The sequence below is a fragment of the Acidovorax sp. Root217 genome (assembly GCF_001428645.1).
GTDB lineage: Bacteria > Pseudomonadota > Gammaproteobacteria > Burkholderiales > Burkholderiaceae_C > Acidovorax.
Window position 1 is genome coordinate 117,292 of sequence record NZ_LMIH01000041.1, and the last position, 19,418, is coordinate 136,709.

Sequence of the window (19,418 nt, forward strand, 5' to 3'; positions counted from 1 at the left end):
CTGGTAACCCCGGTCACAGGGCACGGCGCGCCCAAGAAAAAAGGCAGCACGGTTGCCCGGGCTGCCTCTTGGCGCATTGCGTGCAGATTACTTGTCGGCAGCAGCAGGCGCAGCGGTCGTCGACGTGGTCTTGCCGAAACGGTTGCGGAAACGTTCCACGCGGCCGCCCATGTTGTCCACGGACTTTTGCGTGCCCGTGTAGAAGGGGTGCGATTCGCTGGAGGTGTCGAGCTTGAACAGGGGCAGCTCACGGCCGTCTTCGGTCTTGCCCATTTCCTTGGTGTTCACGCACGAGCGGGTGACGAACTTGAAACCGTTGGACAGGTCCACGAACAGAACTTCGCGGTAGTTGGGGTGAATGCCTTCTTTCATGATCAATCCTTGTCAAGTGCGGGAGCCGTGCTGGACCCGGAGCAACCTTTGCGCCGTGGAGCATCCAGCGTACTTTCCGCAGAAAAAGCCCTCCATTATAACCCGAGCGCCAAAACTTCCAAACTCAGGGCCGTGGGCCCGTGTAGGCAGCCCGAGGGCGTATCAGGCCGTCGCTGCTGCGCTGCTCCAGCGCATGCGCGATCCAGCCCAGGGATCGGCCCAGGGCAAACAGCCCGTAGGCGGCGCCCTGCGGCAGGGCCAGGTGGCGGCGCACGGCCACCAGCGCAAAGTCCAGCGACGGGGGCTGGCCCACCAGGGCCTGGGCTTCGCTGATCCAGGGCGCCCATGTGGGCCGCAGGGGCAGGATGCGCGCCAGCAGCAGCCGCGCGCGCACGTCGCCTTCGGGGTACAGGTGGTGGCCAAAGCCGGGCAGGGCCTCGCCGCGGGCCAGCCGTTGGTGCAGGCCTGCGGCGGGCGAAGAATCGCCCAACTCGTCCCACAGAGCCTCCACCCGGGCCGTGGCTCCGCCGTGGCGTGCGCCGGTCAGTGCCGCCAGCCCGCCCACCACGGCCGCGCGCAGGCTGGCCCCGGTGGAGGCCACGCAGCGCGCGGTGAAGCTGGAGGCATTGAGCTCGTGGTCGGCGCACAGCACCAGTGCCATGCGCACCAGATCGGTACCTTCGCCATCGAGCTGCCAGGCCCTGGCGCATTGCAGGTGGAGGGGGTCGGCGCTGGGCGCCGTGCCCAGCAGGCAGGCGGCCAGCAGGCGCACCAGGGCACCGCAGCCGTCGGCCAGGCGCTCGGGCGTGGCCTGCCACTGGGCGGTGGGGGCGTCTTCGGAGGCCAGGGTGAACAGGGGCAGCAGCGATTCTTCGGGCCGCTGGCGGGCCATGTGGGCCTGCACTGGCGCCAACACGGCAGGGGAGGTCGGTGCCACGGGTCCAAAGGAGACGGATTGCGCGCACTGCCAGAGCCGGGCGGCCACGGCCTCCACGCTGCTGGTCTGCGCCAGGCCTTCGATGCTGGCACCGCGCAGGTACAGCCGGCCGTCCTCGATCAAGGTGATTGCCGATTCGAGCACCGGCAGCCCCCAGCTGAGCGTGGCCTTGGCCACCTCCCTCGGCTTGCGCCCGCGCTTGCGCTGGCCCGCCAGCATGTCCACGTCGGCCAGCGCATAGCGGCTTTCGCGCGGCGTGGGGCCGGGGTGGGCATGCAGCATGCCCCGGCTCACGTACGCGTACAGCGTGGCGCGCGAGACACCCAGGCGTTCGGCGGTTTCGGCGGCGGTGAGGTAGCTGGACACGGGGTACTGAAAAAAATGATGTTGAAAATATAAATCAATATTGACAATAAATGGTGCCAACCTATTCTGGGAAGCCTCTTTCAAGGAGGTTTTTCTATGTCTGCCCACACGATTTCAGTCCCCACGGGCGCCTTGGCGCTGGCTTGCGAGGCATGGGCAGCGCTGGATGGCCCGGCAGCAGCGCTGCACCACCTGTCCGTCGCAGGCCGGGGCGATCTGCCCTCGGTGTTTCCGGTCACGGACCTGGCCGCCGCCTCGGTGGGTGTGGCGGGGCTGGCCGTGGCAGAGTTCATCGCACAGGTTGCCAGCGATGGGCCTGCCGTACAGGTGGACCGGCGCCTGGCCTCCTTCTGGTTCGGGATGTCGCTGCGCCCGCAGGGCTGGTCTCTGCCGCCGGTATGGGACGCCGTGGCCGGGGACTACCGCGCGGCCGATGGCTGGGTGCGGCTGCACACGAATGCGCCGCACCACCGCGATGCGGCCTTGGCCGTGCTGGGTGTGGAGGCCGACAGAGAGGTCGTTGCGCGCGCCGTGGCGGGCTGGAATGCCGACGCACTGGAGGCCGCAGTGGTGGAGCGGGGCGGTTGCGCTGCCTCCATGCGCGGCGTGGCGGACTGGAATGCCCACCCACAGGGCCTGGCGGTGCAGGCCGAACCCCTGGTGCATTGGAGTATTGGAAACCCGGTGGCCAAGCCCGACTGGCGCATCGATCCCGCGCGGCCCCTGCGCGGTGTGCGGGTGCTCGATCTCACGCGCATCCTTGCCGGCCCCACGGCCACCCGCTTCCTGGCGGGCTTCGGCGCGGATGTGCTGCGCATCGACCCGCCCGGTTGGGATGAGCCCGTCACCGTGCCCGAGGTGGTGCTGGGCAAGCGCTGTGCGCGGCTGGACCTGCGGGTCGCCTCCGACTTGTTGGTGTTCGAAGGTTTGTTGCGCCAGGCCGATGTGCTGGTGCATGGCCTGCGGCCCGGCGCGCTGGAGCGGCTGGGGCTGGGCGAGCAAAGGCGGCGCGAACTCAATCCGGGCCTGGTGGACGTGTCGCTCACCGCCTACGGGTGGAGCGGCCCCTGGCAGGGCCGGCGCGGCTTCGACAGCCTGGTGCAGATGAGCACCGGCATCGCCGAGACGGGCATGCGTCTCTCGGGCCAGGACCTGCCCGTGCCGCTGCCCGTGCAGGCCATCGACCACGCCACGGGCTACCTGATGGCGGCGGCTGCCGTGCGCGGCCTGGTGCGCCGCGTGGCCATCGGTGCGGGCTGCACGGCGCGGCTGTCCCTGGCGCGCACGGCGCACTGGTTGGTGTCCGCCGAGAGGGGCCCCGTGGAGCCTCTGGCGCCCGAGCAGCAAGATGATTGGAATGACGCGCTGGAGCCCACCTCATGGGGCTCGGCCCGGCGGGTGCGCGCACCACTGAAAGTGCAGGGCGCTGTCATGCATTGGGACTGGCCGGCACTGGCTCTGGGCTCTGCGCAGGCGCGCTGGTAAATGGCCCTCAAGCAACAACGCCCCGCAGGCTTTTGGGCCTGCGGGGCGTTGTATCCGTGGTGGCAAAAGGCAGCCTTGTACGGGTTGGCATTCGGCCGGATAACTAGGCGGGGAGCCGCAGACAGTGCTTTGGCACGGCAAGGCGACCCAACGACGTTAGCCGGTCGAAGGTCAATCCGTATCAGCCGCCGCGGCGCATCATGTCGAAGAAGTCGACGTTGGTTTTCGTGGCCTTCATGTTCTTGATCATGAGCTCCATCGACTCGATCTCGTCCATGTTGTACATGAACTGGCGCAGGATGCGGGTCTTCTGCAGGATCTCGGGCACCAGGAGCAGCTCTTCGCGGCGCGTGCCGCTCTTGTTGAGCTCGATGGCAGGGAACACGCGCTTTTCGTACAGGCGGCGGTTCAGGTGGATTTCGCAGTTGCCCGTGCCCTTGAATTCTTCAAAGATCACTTCGTCCATGCGGCTGCCGGTGTCGACCAGCGCGGTGGCGATGATAGTCAGCGAGCCGCCTTCCTCGACCTTGCGGGCGGCGCCGAAGAAGCGCTTGGGGCGCTGCAGCGCGGCCGCGTCCACACCGCCCGACAGCACCTTGCCGCTGGAGGGTACGACGTTGTTGTAGGCGCGGGCCAGGCGGGTGATGGAGTCAAGCAGAATGACCACGTCCTTCTTGAGCTCGACCAGGCGCTTGGCGCGCTCGATCACCATCTCGGCCACGTGCACGTGGCGCGCTGCGGGCTCGTCGAAAGTGGAGGCGATGATCTCGCCCTTGACCGTGCGTTGCATTTCGGTCACTTCTTCAGGGCGCTCGTCCACCAGCAGCACCATCAGGTGCACGTCGGGGTTGTTGGCCGTGATGGCGTGGGCGATGTGCTGCATCATCACCGTCTTGCCGCTCTTGGGCGGGGCCACGATCAGGGCGCGCTGGCCACGGCCGATGGGCGCGATGATGTCGATGATGCGGCCGGTGATGTTCTCTTCGCTCTTGACGTCGCGTTCCAGGCGCATCTGTTCCTTGGGGAACAGGGGCGTCAGGTTCTCGAACATCACCTTGTGCTTGTTCTGCTCCGGCGGGCCGTCGTTGACCTTGTCGAGCTTGGTCAGGGCAAAGTAGCGCTCACCGTCCTTCGGGGTGCGCACTTCGCCTTCGATCATGTCGCCGGTGTGCAGGTTGAAGCGGCGCACCTGGCTGGGGGAGATGTAGATGTCGTCCGTGCTGGCGGTGAAGCTCGTGTCCGGGCTGCGCAGGAAGCCGAAGCCGTCGGGCAGGATTTCCAGCACCCCATCCGCAAACACCTGCTCTCCGGCCTTGGCGCGCTTCTTGATGATGGCAAACATCAGCTCCTGCTTGCGCATCCGGCCCGTGTTTTCGATTTCGAGTTCTTCGGCCTGCTTCAGGACTTCAGACACGTGCAGTGCCTTGAGTTCGTTTAAGTGCATGGAATGACTCCTTGGCGGAGTAGGTAGGTGTCTCGGGGGAGGTGGGCTGTTCGCCGGTGGTCTGCTGATGGCAGTCACGGCGTGCCTGGGGATCTCTCGAACCGGTTGCCAATGCGTGCAAGCCGGTGATCTGCTGGAATTATGACAGGAAAAAATCCGGGAAGGCCAGGCCGCTGCCCTCGGGCATGTGAAGAGATGCAAGCGGCGGTGAAATGCAAGGCGGTGGCACCCCGGCCCGGAGTGCCACCACCAGCAGTGGCGTTATGCCAATTGCTGGTCGACGAAGGCCGTCAACTGCTCCTTGCGCATGGAGCCGATCTTGGTGGCCGACAACTGGCCGTCCTTGAAGAACATCAGCGTGGGGATGCCGCGGATGCCGAACTTGGCAGGCGTCTCGCGGTTCTCGTCGATGTTCAGCTTGGCGATCTGCAGCTTGCCTTCATAGGCCTTGGCCAGGTCGTCGAGGTGGGGGGCGATGTCCTTGCAGGGGCCGCACCATTCGGCCCAGTAGTCCACCAGCACGGGGGTGGTGGACTGCAGTACGTCGGCTTCAAAGCTGGCGTCGGTGAGGTGCTTGATGAGTTCGCTGGCCATGGCGTATTCCTTGTAGCTGGGCGGGTTGGGACCGGGGTACGTATAAAGTTGGGTCATTGTGACAGAAACCAATCCCACGTTCACCGGTGTGGCCGGGCCCTCCGATGCTATGACTGTCATAGCTAAAACCGATCATGCAGCCCCTTGCTGGGCGCGGGTGCTGGGCGAGGTCGCCCGGCACCTCGCCGGGCACGGCGCGCACCCGGCCCGCACCGTGGTGCTGGTGCCCTATGCGCAGCTCATGCCCTGGGGCCAGCGCCTGTGGGCGCGCCGGCACCCGGACAGCTTCGTGCCGCGCTTCGAGACCACGCGCAACTGGGCGCACCAGCTCGCGGTTTTCGTGCCAGAGGGGCAGGACCTGGCGGGCGACGTGGCGCGCGACACGCTCACCGCGCGCACATTGCTGGACCAGGCCGGCCTGTCGGCCCAGCGCGACGTGCTGGCCACGCCGCTGCAGGAGGCCGCCGCGCAACTGGCCCTGGCTGTGGCGGCCGTACCGCCCGCACAGCGCGATGCCTGGGGAGTGCAGGCGCGCAGCCTGCTGCCGCCGGCGGACGAAGGCAGCGCGCTGCGCTTCGAGGCCGTGGTGGCGCGCATTGCGCTGGAATGGGCGCTGGCCTCGCGTTACGCGACCGATGTGCTGTTCGAGCCCGGCGTGCGGGCCGCCACCGATGCGCTGGTGGTGTTCGAAGGCTTCCAGGCCGAGCCCATGGCGGCCGCGCTGCTGGCCCACTGGGGCGAGCGAGCGCTGCTGCTGCCCCTGTATGCGCCCGAAGGGGATGGCGCGGTGCAAGGGCAGATCGCCCTGCATGCCGCAACGGATGCCGAGGACGAAGCGCAGCGCGCCGCCGCCTGCGTGCTGGCCCACCTGGCCGCAGGCCGCGTGCCCGTGGTGCTGGCCGCCACCGACCGAGCGCTGACCCGCCGCGTGCGCGCCCACCTGGGCAGCAGCGGCGTGGACGTGCGCGACGAAAGCGGCTGGACGCTGTCGACCACGCGCGCGGCCGCGCAGCTCATGGCCGCCTTGAAAGCCTGCGCCTGGGATGCCGATGCCGACACCGTGCTTGCCTGGCTCAAGCAGGTGCCGGCGTGGGAGGCAGGCACGCTCAACCCGCTGGAGAAAGCACTGCGCAAAGCATCGCTGGCGCGCTGGGGTGCGGTGGCCGAGCGCGACTGGAGCACCCACCCGGCACTGGCCGCGACCGTGGCGCAGACCGAGGCCTGGCGCGCCGGCCTGCGTGCGGCGCGCCCACTGGTGCAGTGGCTTGCCGCCCTGCGCGGCCTGCTCGAAGCCACGGGCCAGTGGGCCGTGCTTGAGGCCGATGAGGCGGGCGAGCGCGTGCTCGCTGTGTTGCGCCTGCCCGAGGGCCTGCAGGCCGAACTCGAAGCCTGGGACGGCGTGGGCCGGCGCATGGCGCTGGCCGAGTTCACCCGCTGGGCCGACGAGGTGCTGGAGGCCGCGCGCTTCGTGCCGCCACCGCCGCCCGGCGCGCCGGTCGTGATCCTGCCACTGCCGCAGCTGCTGGCCCGGCCTTTTGCTGCGCTGGTGTTGCCGGGCTGCGATGAAAAGCGCCTGCAGCCCGCCCCGGAGCCGCCGGGCGAATGGACGCAGGCCCAGCGCGAGGCCTGGGGCCTGCCCACCCGCGATTCGCTGGAAGCCGCGCAACGCCTGGCCTGGCGCAGCGCACTGCAGACCCCCTTGGTGGACGTGCTGTGGCGCACCGGCGACGAGGGCGGCGAGCCGCTGCTGGCCAGCACCCTGGTGCTGGCGCTGCACCTCGACGGCGCAGCGCACGCGGGCGAGGACCTGCGCCTCGCGCGCAGCGTGGCCAGTGCGCCCACGGCCCGGCCATTGCCCAGCGGCCAGGCGTTGCCGGTGCACAAGCTGTCGTCCACCGCGTATTCGGACCTGCGCCATTGCCCCTACCGCTTCTTCGCGCTGCGCCAGTTGGGCCTGCAGGATGCGGAGGAACTGGGCAGCGAGGTGGACAAGCGCGATTTCGGCAACTGGCTGCACGAGGTGCTGCAGCATTTTCACGAAGGCCTGTTGCAGGCACCGCTCGATGCGGGCCCTGGGCGCACGCACCGGCTCGACGCATCGGCCCAGGCCGTCACGGCGCGCCAGGGCCTCACCGGTGGCGACTTTCTGCCCTTTGCCGCGGGTTGGCCGCAGGTGCGCGATGGCTACCTGCGCTGGCTGGCACAGCACGAGCACCTGGGTGCCAGCTTTCGCCAGGCCGAGCTCAGGACCACGCAGCCCTTGGGGGGCATGGAGCTCGTGGGCACCATCGACCGCATCGATGGGGTGTCGGGCGCCGGCGAGGTGACCACCCTGGTGATCGACTACAAGACCGAGAGCGACTCCGTCACGCGCCAGCGCATCGGTGCCGGGGCTGAAGATACACAGCTGGCCTTCTACGCTGCGCTGCTGAGCCACGACACCCTGCGCGCCGCCTATGTGAACGTGGGCGAGCGCGGCGAGACGCAGATGCACGAGCAGGAGGAGGTGGTGGCCCTGCGCGACCTGCTGGTGGAGGGCATACAGCACGACTTCGAACGCATCGCCGCGGGCGACCCCATGCCCGCACTGGGCGAGGGCATGGTGTGCGAATACTGCGCGGCGCGCGGCCTGTGCCGCAAGGATTTCTGGGCATGACGAACGCTGCGTACGAACACAACGGCCAGGGCGTTTCGCGCGAGGCCTTCTATGCCATTGCCTGCGACCCAGCGCGCAGCGTGGCGGTCGAGGCCTGTGCCGGTGCGGGCAAGACCTGGATGCTGGTCTCGCGCATGCTGCGCGCGCTGCTCGACGGCGCTGCGCCGCACGAGATCCTGGCCATCACCTTCACCAAGAAGGCCGCAGGCGAAATGCGCCAGCGCCTGCAGGAATGGCTGGAGCAGTTTGCCGATGCGCCTCTGGACCAGCTCACGGGTGAACTGGTGGCCCGCGGCATCCGCCCCGAGCGGGCCCTGGAGCAGCGCGAGGCGCTGAGCGGGCTGTACCGGCAGGTCCTGGCCAGCGGCCGGCCGGTGCAGATCCGTACCTTCCACAGCTGGTTTGCCGCGCTGTTGGGCACGGCGCCGCTGGCGCTGCTGCAGGCGCAGGGCCTGCCCGCCAATTTCGAGCTGCTGGAGGACGATGCCGAGGCCGTGCGCGAGGTGTGGCAGCCCTTTTTGCACGCGGTGGACAGCCACGCCGGCCTGCGCGCCGACTACGAGGCGGCGGTGTTCCGCCACGGGCGTTCGCAGACGCACAAGGCGCTCGCGGCAGCCTTGTCCAAGCGCGTGGAATTCGATCTGGCCGACGAGGCCGGGGTGGTCGATGCCTCGGTGCCCCCGTTCGCGGAGCACTGCCCCGAGCTGGCCGGCATGGACAACCCTGCCGATGCGCTGCGCGGCGACCTCGTGCGCCGCCGCTGGCTCGACCGGGCCCAGGCCCTGGGGGTGGAGTCTGCCAAGACCCCGCAGAAGGCAGCCGATTCCATCGTCGATGCCTTCGCCTGCGACGACCTCGACCTGCGCCTGGACCTGTTGCGCAAGGCCCTGTTCGTGGCCAAGGAAGACCGGCTGTCGAAAAACCTGGAGAAATTCGCCGCCGCGCAGGAGGCCGAGCCCGAGCTGCAGCGCCTGCTGCTGGCGCGCCGCCAGCATGACGCCTGGCTGCACCAGCAGCGCATGGCGCGGCTGGCGCGTTGCCTGATCAAAGAGTTCGCGGCCGTCAAGAACCAGCACGGCTGGGTGGACATGAACGACGTGGAGCGCACGGCCCTGGTGATGCTGGCCGACCCGGTGCTCAGCGGCTGGGTGCAGGAGCGGCTCGATGCACGCATCCGCCACCTGCTGGTCGATGAGTTCCAGGACACCAACCCGCTGCAGTGGCAGGCGCTGCACGCCTGGCTCTCGGGCTACGCGGGCTCGGGCGGCGGTTCCGCCGCGCCCAGCGTGTTCATCGTGGGCGACCCCAAGCAAAGCATCTACCGCTTTCGCCGGGCCGAGCCGCAGGTGTTCCTGGCGGCGCAGGCCTTCGTGCGCAACGGCCTCTCGGGCGACCTGCTCAGCTGCGACCACACACGCCGCAATGCCACGGGTGTGATCGCCGCCGTGAACGATGCCCTGGGCACGGCGCAGGCGCAGGGCGAGACCAGTGGTTTTCGCAACCACACGACCGAATCGACCGACCCTGGCGAACTGCTGCGCCTGCCGGCCATCGAGCCTCTGGAAGCCAGTGGCCCTGCGGGCGGCGGTCTGCTGGCCTGGCGCGACAGCCTGACCGAGCCGCGCCACGAGGCCGAGGAAACCCAGCGCATGCGCGAATGCGAGCAGGCCGCGCGCTGGGTGGCGGCGCAGATCGCGGGCGGTGTGCCGCCCAAGGAGGTGCTGGTGCTGGCGCGCAAGCGTGATCGCCTCGCCTCCATGCAGGACGCGCTGCGTGCCCTGCACCTGCCCTGCGTGCAGCCCGAGAAGGCCGACCTGTTCGACGCGCCCGAGGTGCAGGACATGGTGGCCCTGCTCGATGCCCTGGTCTCCACCGGGCACGACCTGTCGCTGGCGCGCGCGCTCAGGTCGCCGCTGTTCGGGTTGGGTGACGATGCGCTGGTGGCCCTGGCCCTGCTGCGCCGCCAGCCCGAGCATTCCGGCCTGAGCTGGTTCGAACTGCTGCAGCGGCCTGAACTGGTGGACGCCACGCCCTGCGCTGCTGCCGGCCCCGTGCTCGCGCAGTACAAGGCCTGGGTCGACACCTTGCCCCCGCACGATGCGCTGCACGCCATCTATGCCCATGGCGACGTGCTGGCCCGCTTTGCGGCGGCGGCCCCGGCCACCCAGCGCGCAGCGGTGCAGGCCAACCTGCGCGCGCTGCTGGCCGCCGCGCTGCAGCACGATGGCGGGCGCTACCTCACGCCCTATGCCTTCGTGCGCGCCATGAAGAAGGGCGGCGTGCGTGCGCCCGGCCGGGTGGATGCGCAGGCCATCCGCCTGCTCACGGTGCACGGCGCCAAGGGGCTGGAGGCGCAGTGCGTGCTGCTGCTCGACACCGACACCCGCCCCCAGAAGGCCGAGACCATGGGCGTGCTGGTGGACTGGCCTGGCGAGCAGCCGGTGCCCACGGGCTTTGTCTTCCTGGCCAGCGAATCGAGCCCGCCGCCCAGCGCGGTCGATGCCCTCGCCGTGGAGCAGCAGGCGCGCCAGCGTGAAGAACTCAACATGCTCTACGTGGCCATGACGCGGGCCAAGCACTGCCTGGCCCTGTCGTCGGTGCAGCCCGCCAGCTCATCTCCTGGCAGCTGGTGGAACCGGCTGGCCATGCTGGTGGACGATGCGGTCTTGCCAGAGGAGGAAGGGGTCGATGCCCCGGCAGTGGCGGCCGGCGGCGAAGCGGCTGCCCACTTTGTGGTGCCTGAGTTGCCCGTGCTGCCGCCCGAACTGGGGCAGGGCCGCAAGGGTGAGTCGGGTGCGGGCCTGGTCGAAGGGTTCGGCGCGGCCCAAGGCGCCGCCAGCCCCGGCGCCTTGGCGCCTGCGCAGTCCACCCCCGAATCCCGCCTCGGCGATGCCATGCACCAGTTGCTCGAGCAGGCCGGCGTGGCGGGCATGTCGCTGGCCGCTCTGCGCGCCCACGGCTGGCCGCCGGCGCGCCTGGCCCGCCTGGCGCAGGACCACGAGATCACCGCTGCCGCCGCCGCGCGCGCCGCGCAACTGGCCCAGCGCATCCTGGCGGGCGAGGGCGCCTGGGCCTGGGACCCTGCCGAGATGGACAGCGCCATGAACGAGGCACCCCTGAACCACCAGGGCCAGAGCCTGCGGCTCGACCGGCTGGTGCGCCGGCCGGTGGGGCGCCAAGGCCCAGGCCCTGCGCCGGGCTGGTGGGTGCTGGATTACAAGAGCGCCGCCCAGCCCGAGCGCCAGCCCGGCCTGATGGCGCAACTGCAGCGCTACCGCGAGGCCGTGCACGCCCTGATGCCGGGCGAGGCCGTGCACGCGGCCTTCCTGACCGGGGACGGGCGCATGGTGGTGCTGGCTGCGGATTCCAGCGCAGTGGATGGGGCCGTCGCCGTGGTGGGGCATACTCTCGCCCCCGCTGTGCCTGTGGCCATGGCCGCGGCAACCCCCGCTTCTTCTCCTTCTTCTTCGTCCCGCAAGCCGCGCCAGGCACCGCCCGGCACGGACGATTCCCCGCAGGGCTCGCTGTTCTGATCCCCGCTGTTGTTGTTCTCCCGATTTCCGAAAGCCCCTCACCATGAATGCAAGCACCCCCATCGCGCAGGACGCTGCCACCCCTGGCCTGGCCTGTGACGTCGCCATCGTCGGCGGCGGCCCGGCGGGCCTCATGGCGGCCGAGGTGCTCGCGCAGGCCGGTGTGGCCGTGCACCTGTTCGATGCCATGCCCTCGGTGGGCCGCAAGTTCCTGCTGGCGGGCAAGGGTGGGCTCAACCTCACGCACTCCGAGCCGCACGAGAGCTTTGCCACCCGCTTCGTGGGCCGCGAGAAGCAGGTCGAGCCGCTGATCACCGCCTTCGGCGGGCCGGCGGTGCGCGACTGGGCGCAGGGACTGGGTGTGGAAACCTTCGTCGGCACCTCGGGTAGGGTCTTCCCGGCCGACATGAAGGCCGCGCCGCTGCTGCGCGCCTGGCTGCAGCGCCTGCGCAGCCAGGGCGTGCAGTTCCATATGCGCCACCGCTGGCTGGGTTGGGCCAATGAGGGGCAGGGCGGTGCACTGCGCTTTGCCACGCCCGCTGGGGAGCTGGCCGTGACCGCGCGCACCACCGTGCTGGCCCTGGGCGGTGGCAGTTGGGCACGCCTGGGGTCCGATGGCGCCTGGGTGCCGCTGCTGGCTGCACGCGGCGTGGCCGTGGCACCGCTGCGCCCGGCCAACTGCGGTTTCGACGTGGTGCGTGGCGATGTGCCCGCTGGCGAGACGCGGCGTGATTTCTTTCGCGAGCTGATCGGCCGCGCGCCCACCCCCGCCGTAGGCTGGACCCCGCACTTCACCGAGCGCTTCGGCGGCCAGCCGTTCAAGACGGTGGCCATCAGCTTCACCGACAGCGAAGGGCGTAGCTTCAGCCGCCGCGGCGAATTCGTGGCCACGGCCACGGGCGTGGAGGGTAGCTTGGTCTACGCTGTCTCGCAGCTGCTGCGCGACGAGATCGAGGCCCATGGCCACGCCACCTTCCACCTCGACCTGCTGCCCGACCACACGCCCGAGCGCGTGCTGGTGGAGGTGCGCCACCCGCGTGGCTCACGCTCGCTGTCCAGCCACCTCAAAAGTCGCCTGGGGCTCGATGGCATCAAGGCCGGCATCCTCTACGAGCACCTGGGCAAGGATGGCATGGCCGATCCTGTGGCACTGGCCCATGCCATCAAGGCGCTGCCCGTGACGGTGGTGGCCACCCGGCCGCTGGACGAAGCCATCAGCACCGCCGGTGGCGTCGCTTTCGAGGCACTCGACGGCGACCTCATGGCCACCCGCGCGCCGGGTGTGTTCTGCGCCGGCGAAATGCTGGACTGGGAGGCCCCGACGGGGGGCTACCTGCTTACGGCCAGCATGGCCAGCGGCAGACTTGCGGGGCAGGGCGTGCTGAAGTTCCTGCGCGCTGGCGCTTGAAGGGCTTGCCAGGGAGCACAGGGCCCGGCGCCACTGCAAAGATGCGGGTTCTCAGAATCTGGACCGGTAATACAGCATCGGCCCGCCCTTCCTGGCGCGCAGCAGCAGGCGCGATCCGCCCTGCAATTGCACGCCGACCGCGCCGAATTCGGGCACGAGACCCCGGGTCTTTGACGATTCCCATTGCATTTCGAGGCGCGTGCCATACAGGGGTTGCTGTGCGTCCCGGATCATGGTCAATGCGTCGGATGAAGGCGCCAGCTGCGAAGTCCGTGCCCAGGCCGATACGTCGAACTGTGGCCCGCTCTCACGCTGCGAACGCCAGCGCACGCCGAAGTCCACGCTTGCAGGGCTGGGTGCATCCGATGCCAGCGGCACGGCACTGGCCGTTGGCGCGCTCATGCCCAATGACAGCCCGAACTTGCCGTAAGACTCGCGTGTGATGAGCCAGCCGGTGAGGTCAATGGACTGGGTGCTGTTGAACTGGTATCCCGGGCTGCCGGGTAGCGCATTGATGCGTGCGGAATAGTCGCCAAAGTCCGGCAGCACCACGCTGTTGATCTCATAGAACGAGGATGCCCTGGTGGTCTTTTCGCGCAGGCTGGCCATGGCTTCGTCGGCGAAGTTCACACCCGCCGCCGTGGCCACTCCGGTGGTGAGCCAAAACAGCCCTGCGGTGCAAAGATCCCTGCTTCTGCGGTGGGCCGCATGCCCTGTTGCCATTGCAATGGCGTAGCCATCGGGATGCCCGGTTGCTTGGCTGCGGGCGGTGAATACTTGCACGGTCATGGCGGTAGACATGGCAGCACCCGATAGAAAAAAGATGGACTAGGCGATGCTGCAAAGTGTGCGCCTCTCCATCGGCGAGGGGAAGCTCCGAATGCCGCGAAACTGTGTCGGACATCACCGACAAGGTCTGCGCGCCTGTTCAAAAGAACCTTGGGCGGAACCTCAGGAGGGATGGCAATCGGTTGTGGCGCGTCGCGCGCCAATGCGTGCGCGACCAAAAAGGCATTTTTGCGCAGGGCGCAAAAAAGAAGAAAGAAGTTGACGAGCCTTACCCCCGGCACTGACTCCACAGTTAGGGCTGCTTGGTTCCCCACCTGACCCGTTTGGCCGCTTTACCATGCGGGGAGGCCCGTCACTGGCTATTGTAGCGGGTGCGCGGCAGGTGGCCGGCTTCGATGGCCAGTTTGTCCTTGCCGCGACGGGTTATTTGGATGCTCGTGCCACACGGCGCTGCCAAGCAATGAAGGTTGGGGCCCCACCAGCCCCCAGATGGTGACGCCGATGCATGGCACAGATGGCAATCCCTGCAAGGCCATGGACATTGCCCGGCCTACCCCGGACACACCGGCACCCAGGGCATCGCGAACAGTCGCCCCCTTGCTCTGCAGCACCATCGACAGCAGGGCCTCCCCAGATCCGTTTTCCCCGGGTTGCCAGCGGCGCCTTTTGGGGGGGTGAAAGCCGTCTCCGGTGGTGGCGAGCGCTGTGCAGGGGCATCCGCAGACCCCCTTAGAATCAAGCCATGTCCTATCTCGTGCTCGCCCGCAAGTACCGCCCCCGCAATTTCACCGAAATGGTGGGGCAGGAGCACGTGGTACAGGCGCTCACCAATGCGCTCACCCAGCAGCGCCTGCACCATGCCTACCTGTTCACGGGCACGCGGGGGGTGGGCAAGACCACGGTGTCGCGCATCCTGGCCAAGTCGCTCAACTGCCAGGGGCCGGACGGTACGGGCGGCATCACCGCCACGCCCTGCGGCGTGTGCCAGGCCTGCACCGACATCGACAGCGGCCGGTTCGTGGACTACACCGAACTCGACGCTGCCTCCAACCGCGGCGTGGACGAGGTGCAGAGCCTGCTCGAGCAGGCCGTGTACAAGCCGGTGCAGGGGCGCTTCAAGGTCTTCATGATCGACGAAGTGCACATGCTCACCAACACCGCCTTCAATGCGATGCTCAAGACGCTGGAGGAGCCGCCCGAGTACCTGAAGTTCGTGCTCGCCACGACCGACCCGCAGAAGGTGCCGGTCACCGTGCTCAGCCGCTGCCTGCAGTTCAACCTGCGCCCCATGGCGCCCGAGACGGTGCTCAGCCACCTCACACAGGTGCTCGCGGCCGAGAACGTGCCCGCCGAGCCCCAGGCGCTGCGCCTGCTCTCGCGCGCCGCGCGCGGCTCCATGCGCGACGCGCTTTCGCTCACCGACCAGGCGATTGCCTTCGGCAGCGGCCAGTTGCAGGAAGCCGGCGTGCGCCAGATGCTGGGCGCGGTGGACCGCTCCTACGTGTTCCGCCTCATCGACGCCCTGGCTTTGGGCGACGGCAAGACGGTGGTGGAAACCGCCGATGTGCTGCGCCTGAACGGCCTGTCTGCCGCCTCCACGCTCGAAGAGATGAGTGCCGTGCTGCAGCGCATGGCCGTGTTCCAGGCCGTGCCGCAGATGGTGGGCGCCGTCGATGCCGACGACCCCGAGGCTGCCGAGACCGCGCGCCTGTCGGCTGCCATGCCGCCTGATGAGACGCAACTGCTGTACAGCATGTGCCTGCACGGCCGCAGCGAGCTGGGCCTGGCGCCCGACGAATACGCAGCCCTGACCATGGTGCTGCTGCGCCTGTTGGCCTTCAAACCCCCGGCCGGCGACGGCCCGGCAGAAAAAAAAACTCTGACGCGGCCTGAACCGGCGGCTTCGGCCCCCGTTCACACCCCGGTTGCTGCACCTTTGCCGGCGGCTCCGGCTCCGGTCGTGGCTGCCGTGCGGCCACCCGCGGTTGTTGCAGTTGCGCCGGCCGTGGTACCCGCAGCCGCGCCGGTGGTTACGCAGGCGCCGGCCGCCAAGGTCGTCGCTGTACCGGAGGCCCCTGCTCCAGCACCTGTGGCCGCAGCGCCCCAGGCCACCACCGCCTTGCCGGTGCGCACGCTCGACGATTTCGACCGGCAACATGGTGGGCCTGGTGACGAGCACGATGGCGGCGAGCCCGCCCGGCCACCATCATCATCACCATCATCGTTACCTTCGTCTGGCGCATCCGCCACGGCCGTGGCCGAGCGCCCGGCGGCCGAGGTGATGTCCATCCCCGTGCGCAGCATGTCCGCCGAGCCCGGCGTGCGCCTGCAGCCCACGGCGCATTCGCCTTCGGCGGCATCGCTGCCTGCCTCGGCCCGCTATACGCCGACCGAAGAGGGCGAGGTCTGGTACGCCACCGTGCAGTCCCTGGTGGCCGCCGAAGTGATCACCGCGCTGGTGCGCGAACTGGCGCTGCAGTCGCAGCTGGTGGCGCGCGACGGCGGCCATTGGTTGCTGCGCGTGGAGCGCGAGTCGCTCAACCAGCCCACGGCACGCGAGCGCCTGCGCACCGCACTGGAAAATGCCGGCCATGCCACCCAGATCACCGTCGAGGTGGGCGTGGTGATCGACAGCCCCGCACGCCGCAACGCCGCTGCCGCTGCCGAGCGCCAGCGCGTGGCCGAAGAGATCGTGATGAACGACCCCTATGTGCAGACGCTGCTGCGCGACCATGGCGCGAAAATCGTGCCCGGCAGCATCAAGCCTGCGTGAGGCGTTTGCGGCAACCGATACCGATAGATCGATAGACAGACAGACAACCTCCAACCTCCAACCCAAGGACCACCACCATGTTCAACAAAGGACAACTCGCCGGCCTGATGAAGCAAGCCCAGGCCATGCAGGACAACCTGAAGAAGGCCCAGGACGAACTGGCCTTCATCGAGGTGGAAGGCGAATCCGGCGCCGGCCTCGTCAAGGTGCTCATGACCTGCAAGCACGACGTCAAGCGCATCACCATCGATCCGAGCCTGCTGGCCGAAGACAAGGACATGCTCGAAGACCTGGTGGCGGCTGCGTTCAATGCGGCCGTGCGCAAGGCGGAAGAGACTTCCAATGAGAAGATGGGCAAGCTCACGGCAGGAATGCCAGGACTCCCCGGCGGCATGAAACTCCCTTTCTGAGGGTTGGCTACCGAGCGGGCAATCTGCGTCGTTGGGCGGTGCTCGGAATCCTCACGTACTTCAAGTACGTTCCGGTTCCTGTGCTCCGTCCGCCTAGCAGCTTATCCCGCTCGCTACGCCCTGGAGGGCGGGGTGTGAAGCCCTGGGGCGGCGCGTTGCTTGCTTCGCTCGCTTGCGCTTGGTGGCATAGACAAACACTTTCTTAAACCGGCTTTTCGCTGCGTAAACTGGCCCTATGGCTTCTTCTTCTACCAATTCCCTTGACGTTTTGATCCAGGCGCTCAAGCGGTTGCCGGGGGTGGGGGTGAAGTCGGCTTCGCGCATGGCGTTTCATCTGCTGCAGCATGACCGGGAGGGGGCCGAGGCCTTGTCACGGGCGCTGCACGATGCGGCTGTGTCGGTTCACCACTGCAGCCGCTGCCATACCTTCACCGAGGCCGATGTGTGCAGCACCTGCCTGGACCCGGAGCGCGATGCCACGCGGCTGTGCGTGGTGGAGACGCCGGCGGACCAGTCGGCGCTGGAGCGCACGGGGGCCTTCAAGGGGCTGTACTTCGTGCTGATGGGGCGGCTCAGTCCGCTCGATGGCATCGGCCCCAAGGAGATCGGCCTGCACAAGCTCATGGACCGCGCCAGCGACGGCACGGTGCAGGAGGTGATCCTGGCGACCAATTTCAATGCCGAGGGCGAGGCGACCGCGCATGTGATCAGCGAGGCGCTCAAGGCCCGGGGCGTGCACGTCACGCGGCTGGCACGCGGCGTGCCGGTGGGCAGCGAGCTGGAATACGTGGACCTGGGCACCATTGCCCATGCGCTCGTGGACCGGCGCTGAGGGCAGGGCCGCTTAGAATCTGCCCCCTCCTATCGATTCAATGGCTTTCCAGGCAAGGCTGGCAGGCAATAGCAAGAAGAAAGTGCAACAAGAATGAACTCCTCCATGCACATGGCCCGTTTCACGGCGGCCTACTGGTGTGTGCTGGTGGCTGCGCTGCTGCCCATGGTGTGCTCCTACCTGGCCAAGAGCGGGGGGCTGGGGAAATCGCGCGGGCAGGGCGGTTTCGACAACAGCGACCCACGGGCCTGGCTGGCCCGGCAGACGGGCTGGCAGGCACGCGCCAATGCGGCGCAGACCAACAGCTTCGAGGCGCTGCCGTTCTTCATTGGCGCGGTGATCATTGCGCACCAGCTCGGCGCAGGCCAGACACTGCTGGACCTGGCAGCCCTGCTGTGGGTGTTTCTGCGCATTTTTTACATCATGATGTATGTGGCGGACATGCCCACCGTGCGCAGTGCGCTGTGGTCGGGTGCCTTGCTCGTCAACATCGGCATCCTGTTCATGGGATACCGCTGATCGCCAGGGCTGGCGGGCGTTTTCCGCCTGCGGCAGGGCTCTCGCGGCCCCGCATTTTGGCCCCTCGCGGGGCCCACGCCACTGTCACCTACGTATTAGTCCTCAGGGGTAGTCCCTGATGCCTGCCGGGCTATGCTGAGGCACGATTGTTGCAGTGCAACAATGGCCTCTTCGCCTTTCTTTTTTCCATGCCCAGTCCCTTGCTCAGCCGCCGCGCATTTGGTGCCGTATCCGCCCTCTCGGCGGCTGCGGTGTTTGCGCCTGCCGTGCTGTCGCAACAGGCAGCCGCGCCGGGGCTGGGTCGCGTCACGGTGGCTGTCGGGGGGCAAAGCGTGCTTTACCACCTGCCGCTGGCGCTGGCCGACCTGCTGGGCTATTTTGAGAGCGAAGGGCTGCAGGTGGTGGTCTCCGACTTTGCCGGTGGCGCCATGGCACTGCAGGCCGTCTTGCAAGGGGCGGCCGACGTGGGCTCGGGGGCTTACGAATACACCATCCGCCAGCAGGTGCGTGGCAGCTACCTGCGCGCCATGGCGGTGCATGGCCGCGCGCCGCAGATCGCCATGGGCGTTTCGCGCAAGGCCTTGCCGCGCTACGAGGCACTCGCCGACCTCGCGGGCCGGCGCATCGGTGTCTCGGCCCTGGGGTCGTCCACGCACCTCATGGCCATCCACCTGCTGGCACGCGCCGGCATGCGCGAGCGCGACGTGAGCTTCGTGGGCGTGGGCTCGGGCGCCCCGGCCGTGGCGGCGCTGCGCACGGGCCAGGTGCAGGCGCTGTGCCATGCCGATCCCATCATGACGCTGCTGGAGCAGAAGATGGACGTGCACATCGTGGGCGACATGCGCACCCTGAAGGGCGCTCAGGAGCTGTTCGGCGGCAACATGCCGGCCGGTTGCCTGTATGCCCCGCAGGCCTTCGTGCAAAAGCAGCCCGCACAGGTGCAGGCGCTGACCAATGGCATCGTGCACGCACTCAAGTGGCTGCAGACGGCCGCGCCGGCCGACCTGATCAAGGTGGTGCCGCCCAGTTACCTGCTGGGCGACCGCGGCCTGTACCTGGCCGCCTTCAGCCGTGTGCGCGAGACCTTCTCGCCCAACGGCCTGATGCCCGACGACGGGCCCGCCACCGCGCTGCGCGTGCTGGGCCGCACCGGCCCCGAGGTGGCCGACGTGAAGGTCGACCTGGCCCGCACCTTCAGCAACGAGTGGGTGCGCAAGGCGCGGCAGAAGTACAACGTCTGATACGGATTTGCCTTCAACCGTCTAACTTCGTTGGTCCGCCTTGCCGTGCTACAGCACTG

At 68.4% G+C, this 19,418-nt stretch carries 14 protein-coding genes and 1 other RNA gene; 9 read left to right on the forward strand and 6 right to left on the reverse strand.

Going from position 1 to position 19,418, the window contains the following annotated elements:
• Positions 1–87: 87 nt before the first annotated feature.
• The gene (locus ASE31_RS27050; RefSeq protein ID WP_057206201.1) at positions 88–372 is read right to left on the reverse strand and encodes a type B 50S ribosomal protein L31; all 285 of its coding nucleotides are present in this window, start codon (positions 370–372) and stop codon (positions 88–90) included.
• Between the two features lie 124 nt (positions 373–496).
• Positions 497–1,675, reverse strand: coding sequence for a citrate synthase family protein (locus ASE31_RS27055; protein WP_057205671.1), 1,179 nt, complete (start codon positions 1,673–1,675; stop codon positions 497–499).
• Between the two features lie 96 nt (positions 1,676–1,771).
• On the opposite strand from ASE31_RS27055, the gene ASE31_RS27060 reads away from it, so the two are divergent.
• On the forward strand, positions 1,772–3,160 hold the full coding sequence (locus tag ASE31_RS27060; RefSeq protein WP_057205673.1) for a CoA transferase: 1,389 nt from the start codon (positions 1,772–1,774) through the stop codon (positions 3,158–3,160).
• A gap of 181 nt (positions 3,161–3,341) precedes the next feature.
• On the opposite strand, the gene rho is transcribed toward ASE31_RS27060, so the two are convergent.
• Both rho and trxA read right to left on the reverse strand, forming a co-directional pair.
• Complete coding sequence (rho, locus tag ASE31_RS27065) at positions 3,342–4,604, reverse strand: transcription termination factor Rho (RefSeq protein ID WP_007847642.1); 1,263 nt, start codon at positions 4,602–4,604, stop codon at positions 3,342–3,344.
• A gap of 261 nt (positions 4,605–4,865) precedes the next feature.
• Positions 4,866–5,198 carry a thioredoxin TrxA gene (trxA, locus tag ASE31_RS27070; RefSeq protein WP_057205675.1) on the reverse strand — a complete coding sequence of 111 codons (333 nt, stop codon included), beginning with the start codon at positions 5,196–5,198 and terminating at the stop codon, positions 4,866–4,868.
• Positions 5,199–5,307: 109 nt separating this feature from the next.
• On the opposite strand from trxA, the gene ASE31_RS27075 reads away from it, so the two are divergent.
• Genes ASE31_RS27075 through ASE31_RS27085 form a run of 3 tightly spaced genes read left to right on the forward strand, consistent with a single transcriptional unit; the run spans position 5,308 to position 12,795 of the window.
• Positions 5,308–7,854, forward strand: coding sequence for a PD-(D/E)XK nuclease family protein (locus tag ASE31_RS27075; protein ID WP_057205677.1), 2,547 nt, complete (start codon positions 5,308–5,310; stop codon positions 7,852–7,854).
• A complete protein-coding gene (locus tag ASE31_RS27080) occupies positions 7,851–11,387 on the forward strand; it encodes an exodeoxyribonuclease V subunit beta (protein WP_057205679.1) in 3,537 nt (1,178 codons plus the stop codon). The genes ASE31_RS27075 and ASE31_RS27080 overlap by 4 nt, the downstream gene beginning before the upstream one ends.
• 43 nt (positions 11,388–11,430) lie before the next feature.
• Complete coding sequence (locus ASE31_RS27085) at positions 11,431–12,795, forward strand: TIGR03862 family flavoprotein (RefSeq protein ID WP_057205681.1); 1,365 nt, start codon at positions 11,431–11,433, stop codon at positions 12,793–12,795.
• Between the two features lie 51 nt (positions 12,796–12,846).
• Here ASE31_RS27085 and ASE31_RS27090 read toward each other — a convergent pair whose 3' ends face one another.
• Both ASE31_RS27090 and ffs read right to left on the reverse strand, forming a co-directional pair.
• Positions 12,847–13,425, reverse strand: coding sequence for a hypothetical protein (locus ASE31_RS27090; protein ID WP_235514784.1), 579 nt, complete (start codon positions 13,423–13,425; stop codon positions 12,847–12,849).
• 416 nt (positions 13,426–13,841) lie between these two features.
• An RNA gene (ffs, locus tag ASE31_RS31295) (signal recognition particle sRNA small type) lies at positions 13,842–13,938 on the reverse strand.
• A 388-nt stretch (positions 13,939–14,326) separates the two neighbouring features.
• On the opposite strand from ffs, the gene dnaX reads away from it, so the two are divergent.
• From dnaX to ASE31_RS27115, 5 genes are all read left to right on the forward strand, one after another.
• The gene (gene dnaX / locus ASE31_RS27095; protein WP_057205683.1) at positions 14,327–16,357 is read left to right on the forward strand and encodes a DNA polymerase III subunit gamma/tau; all 2,031 of its coding nucleotides are present in this window, start codon (positions 14,327–14,329) and stop codon (positions 16,355–16,357) included.
• 77 nt (positions 16,358–16,434) lie between these two features.
• Positions 16,435–16,767 carry a YbaB/EbfC family nucleoid-associated protein gene (locus ASE31_RS27100; RefSeq protein WP_057205685.1) on the forward strand — a complete coding sequence of 111 codons (333 nt, stop codon included), beginning with the start codon at positions 16,435–16,437 and terminating at the stop codon, positions 16,765–16,767.
• A gap of 235 nt (positions 16,768–17,002) precedes the next feature.
• A complete protein-coding gene (recR, locus tag ASE31_RS27105) occupies positions 17,003–17,599 on the forward strand; it encodes a recombination mediator RecR (RefSeq protein ID WP_057205687.1) in 597 nt (198 codons plus the stop codon).
• A 93-nt stretch (positions 17,600–17,692) separates the two neighbouring features.
• Positions 17,693–18,118 carry an MAPEG family protein gene (locus ASE31_RS27110; protein ID WP_057205690.1) on the forward strand — a complete coding sequence of 142 codons (426 nt, stop codon included), beginning with the start codon at positions 17,693–17,695 and terminating at the stop codon, positions 18,116–18,118.
• Positions 18,119–18,306: 188 nt separating this feature from the next.
• Complete coding sequence (locus ASE31_RS27115; protein ID WP_057206204.1) at positions 18,307–19,359, forward strand: ABC transporter substrate-binding protein; 1,053 nt, start codon at positions 18,307–18,309, stop codon at positions 19,357–19,359.
• Positions 19,360–19,418: the final 59 nt, after the last annotated feature.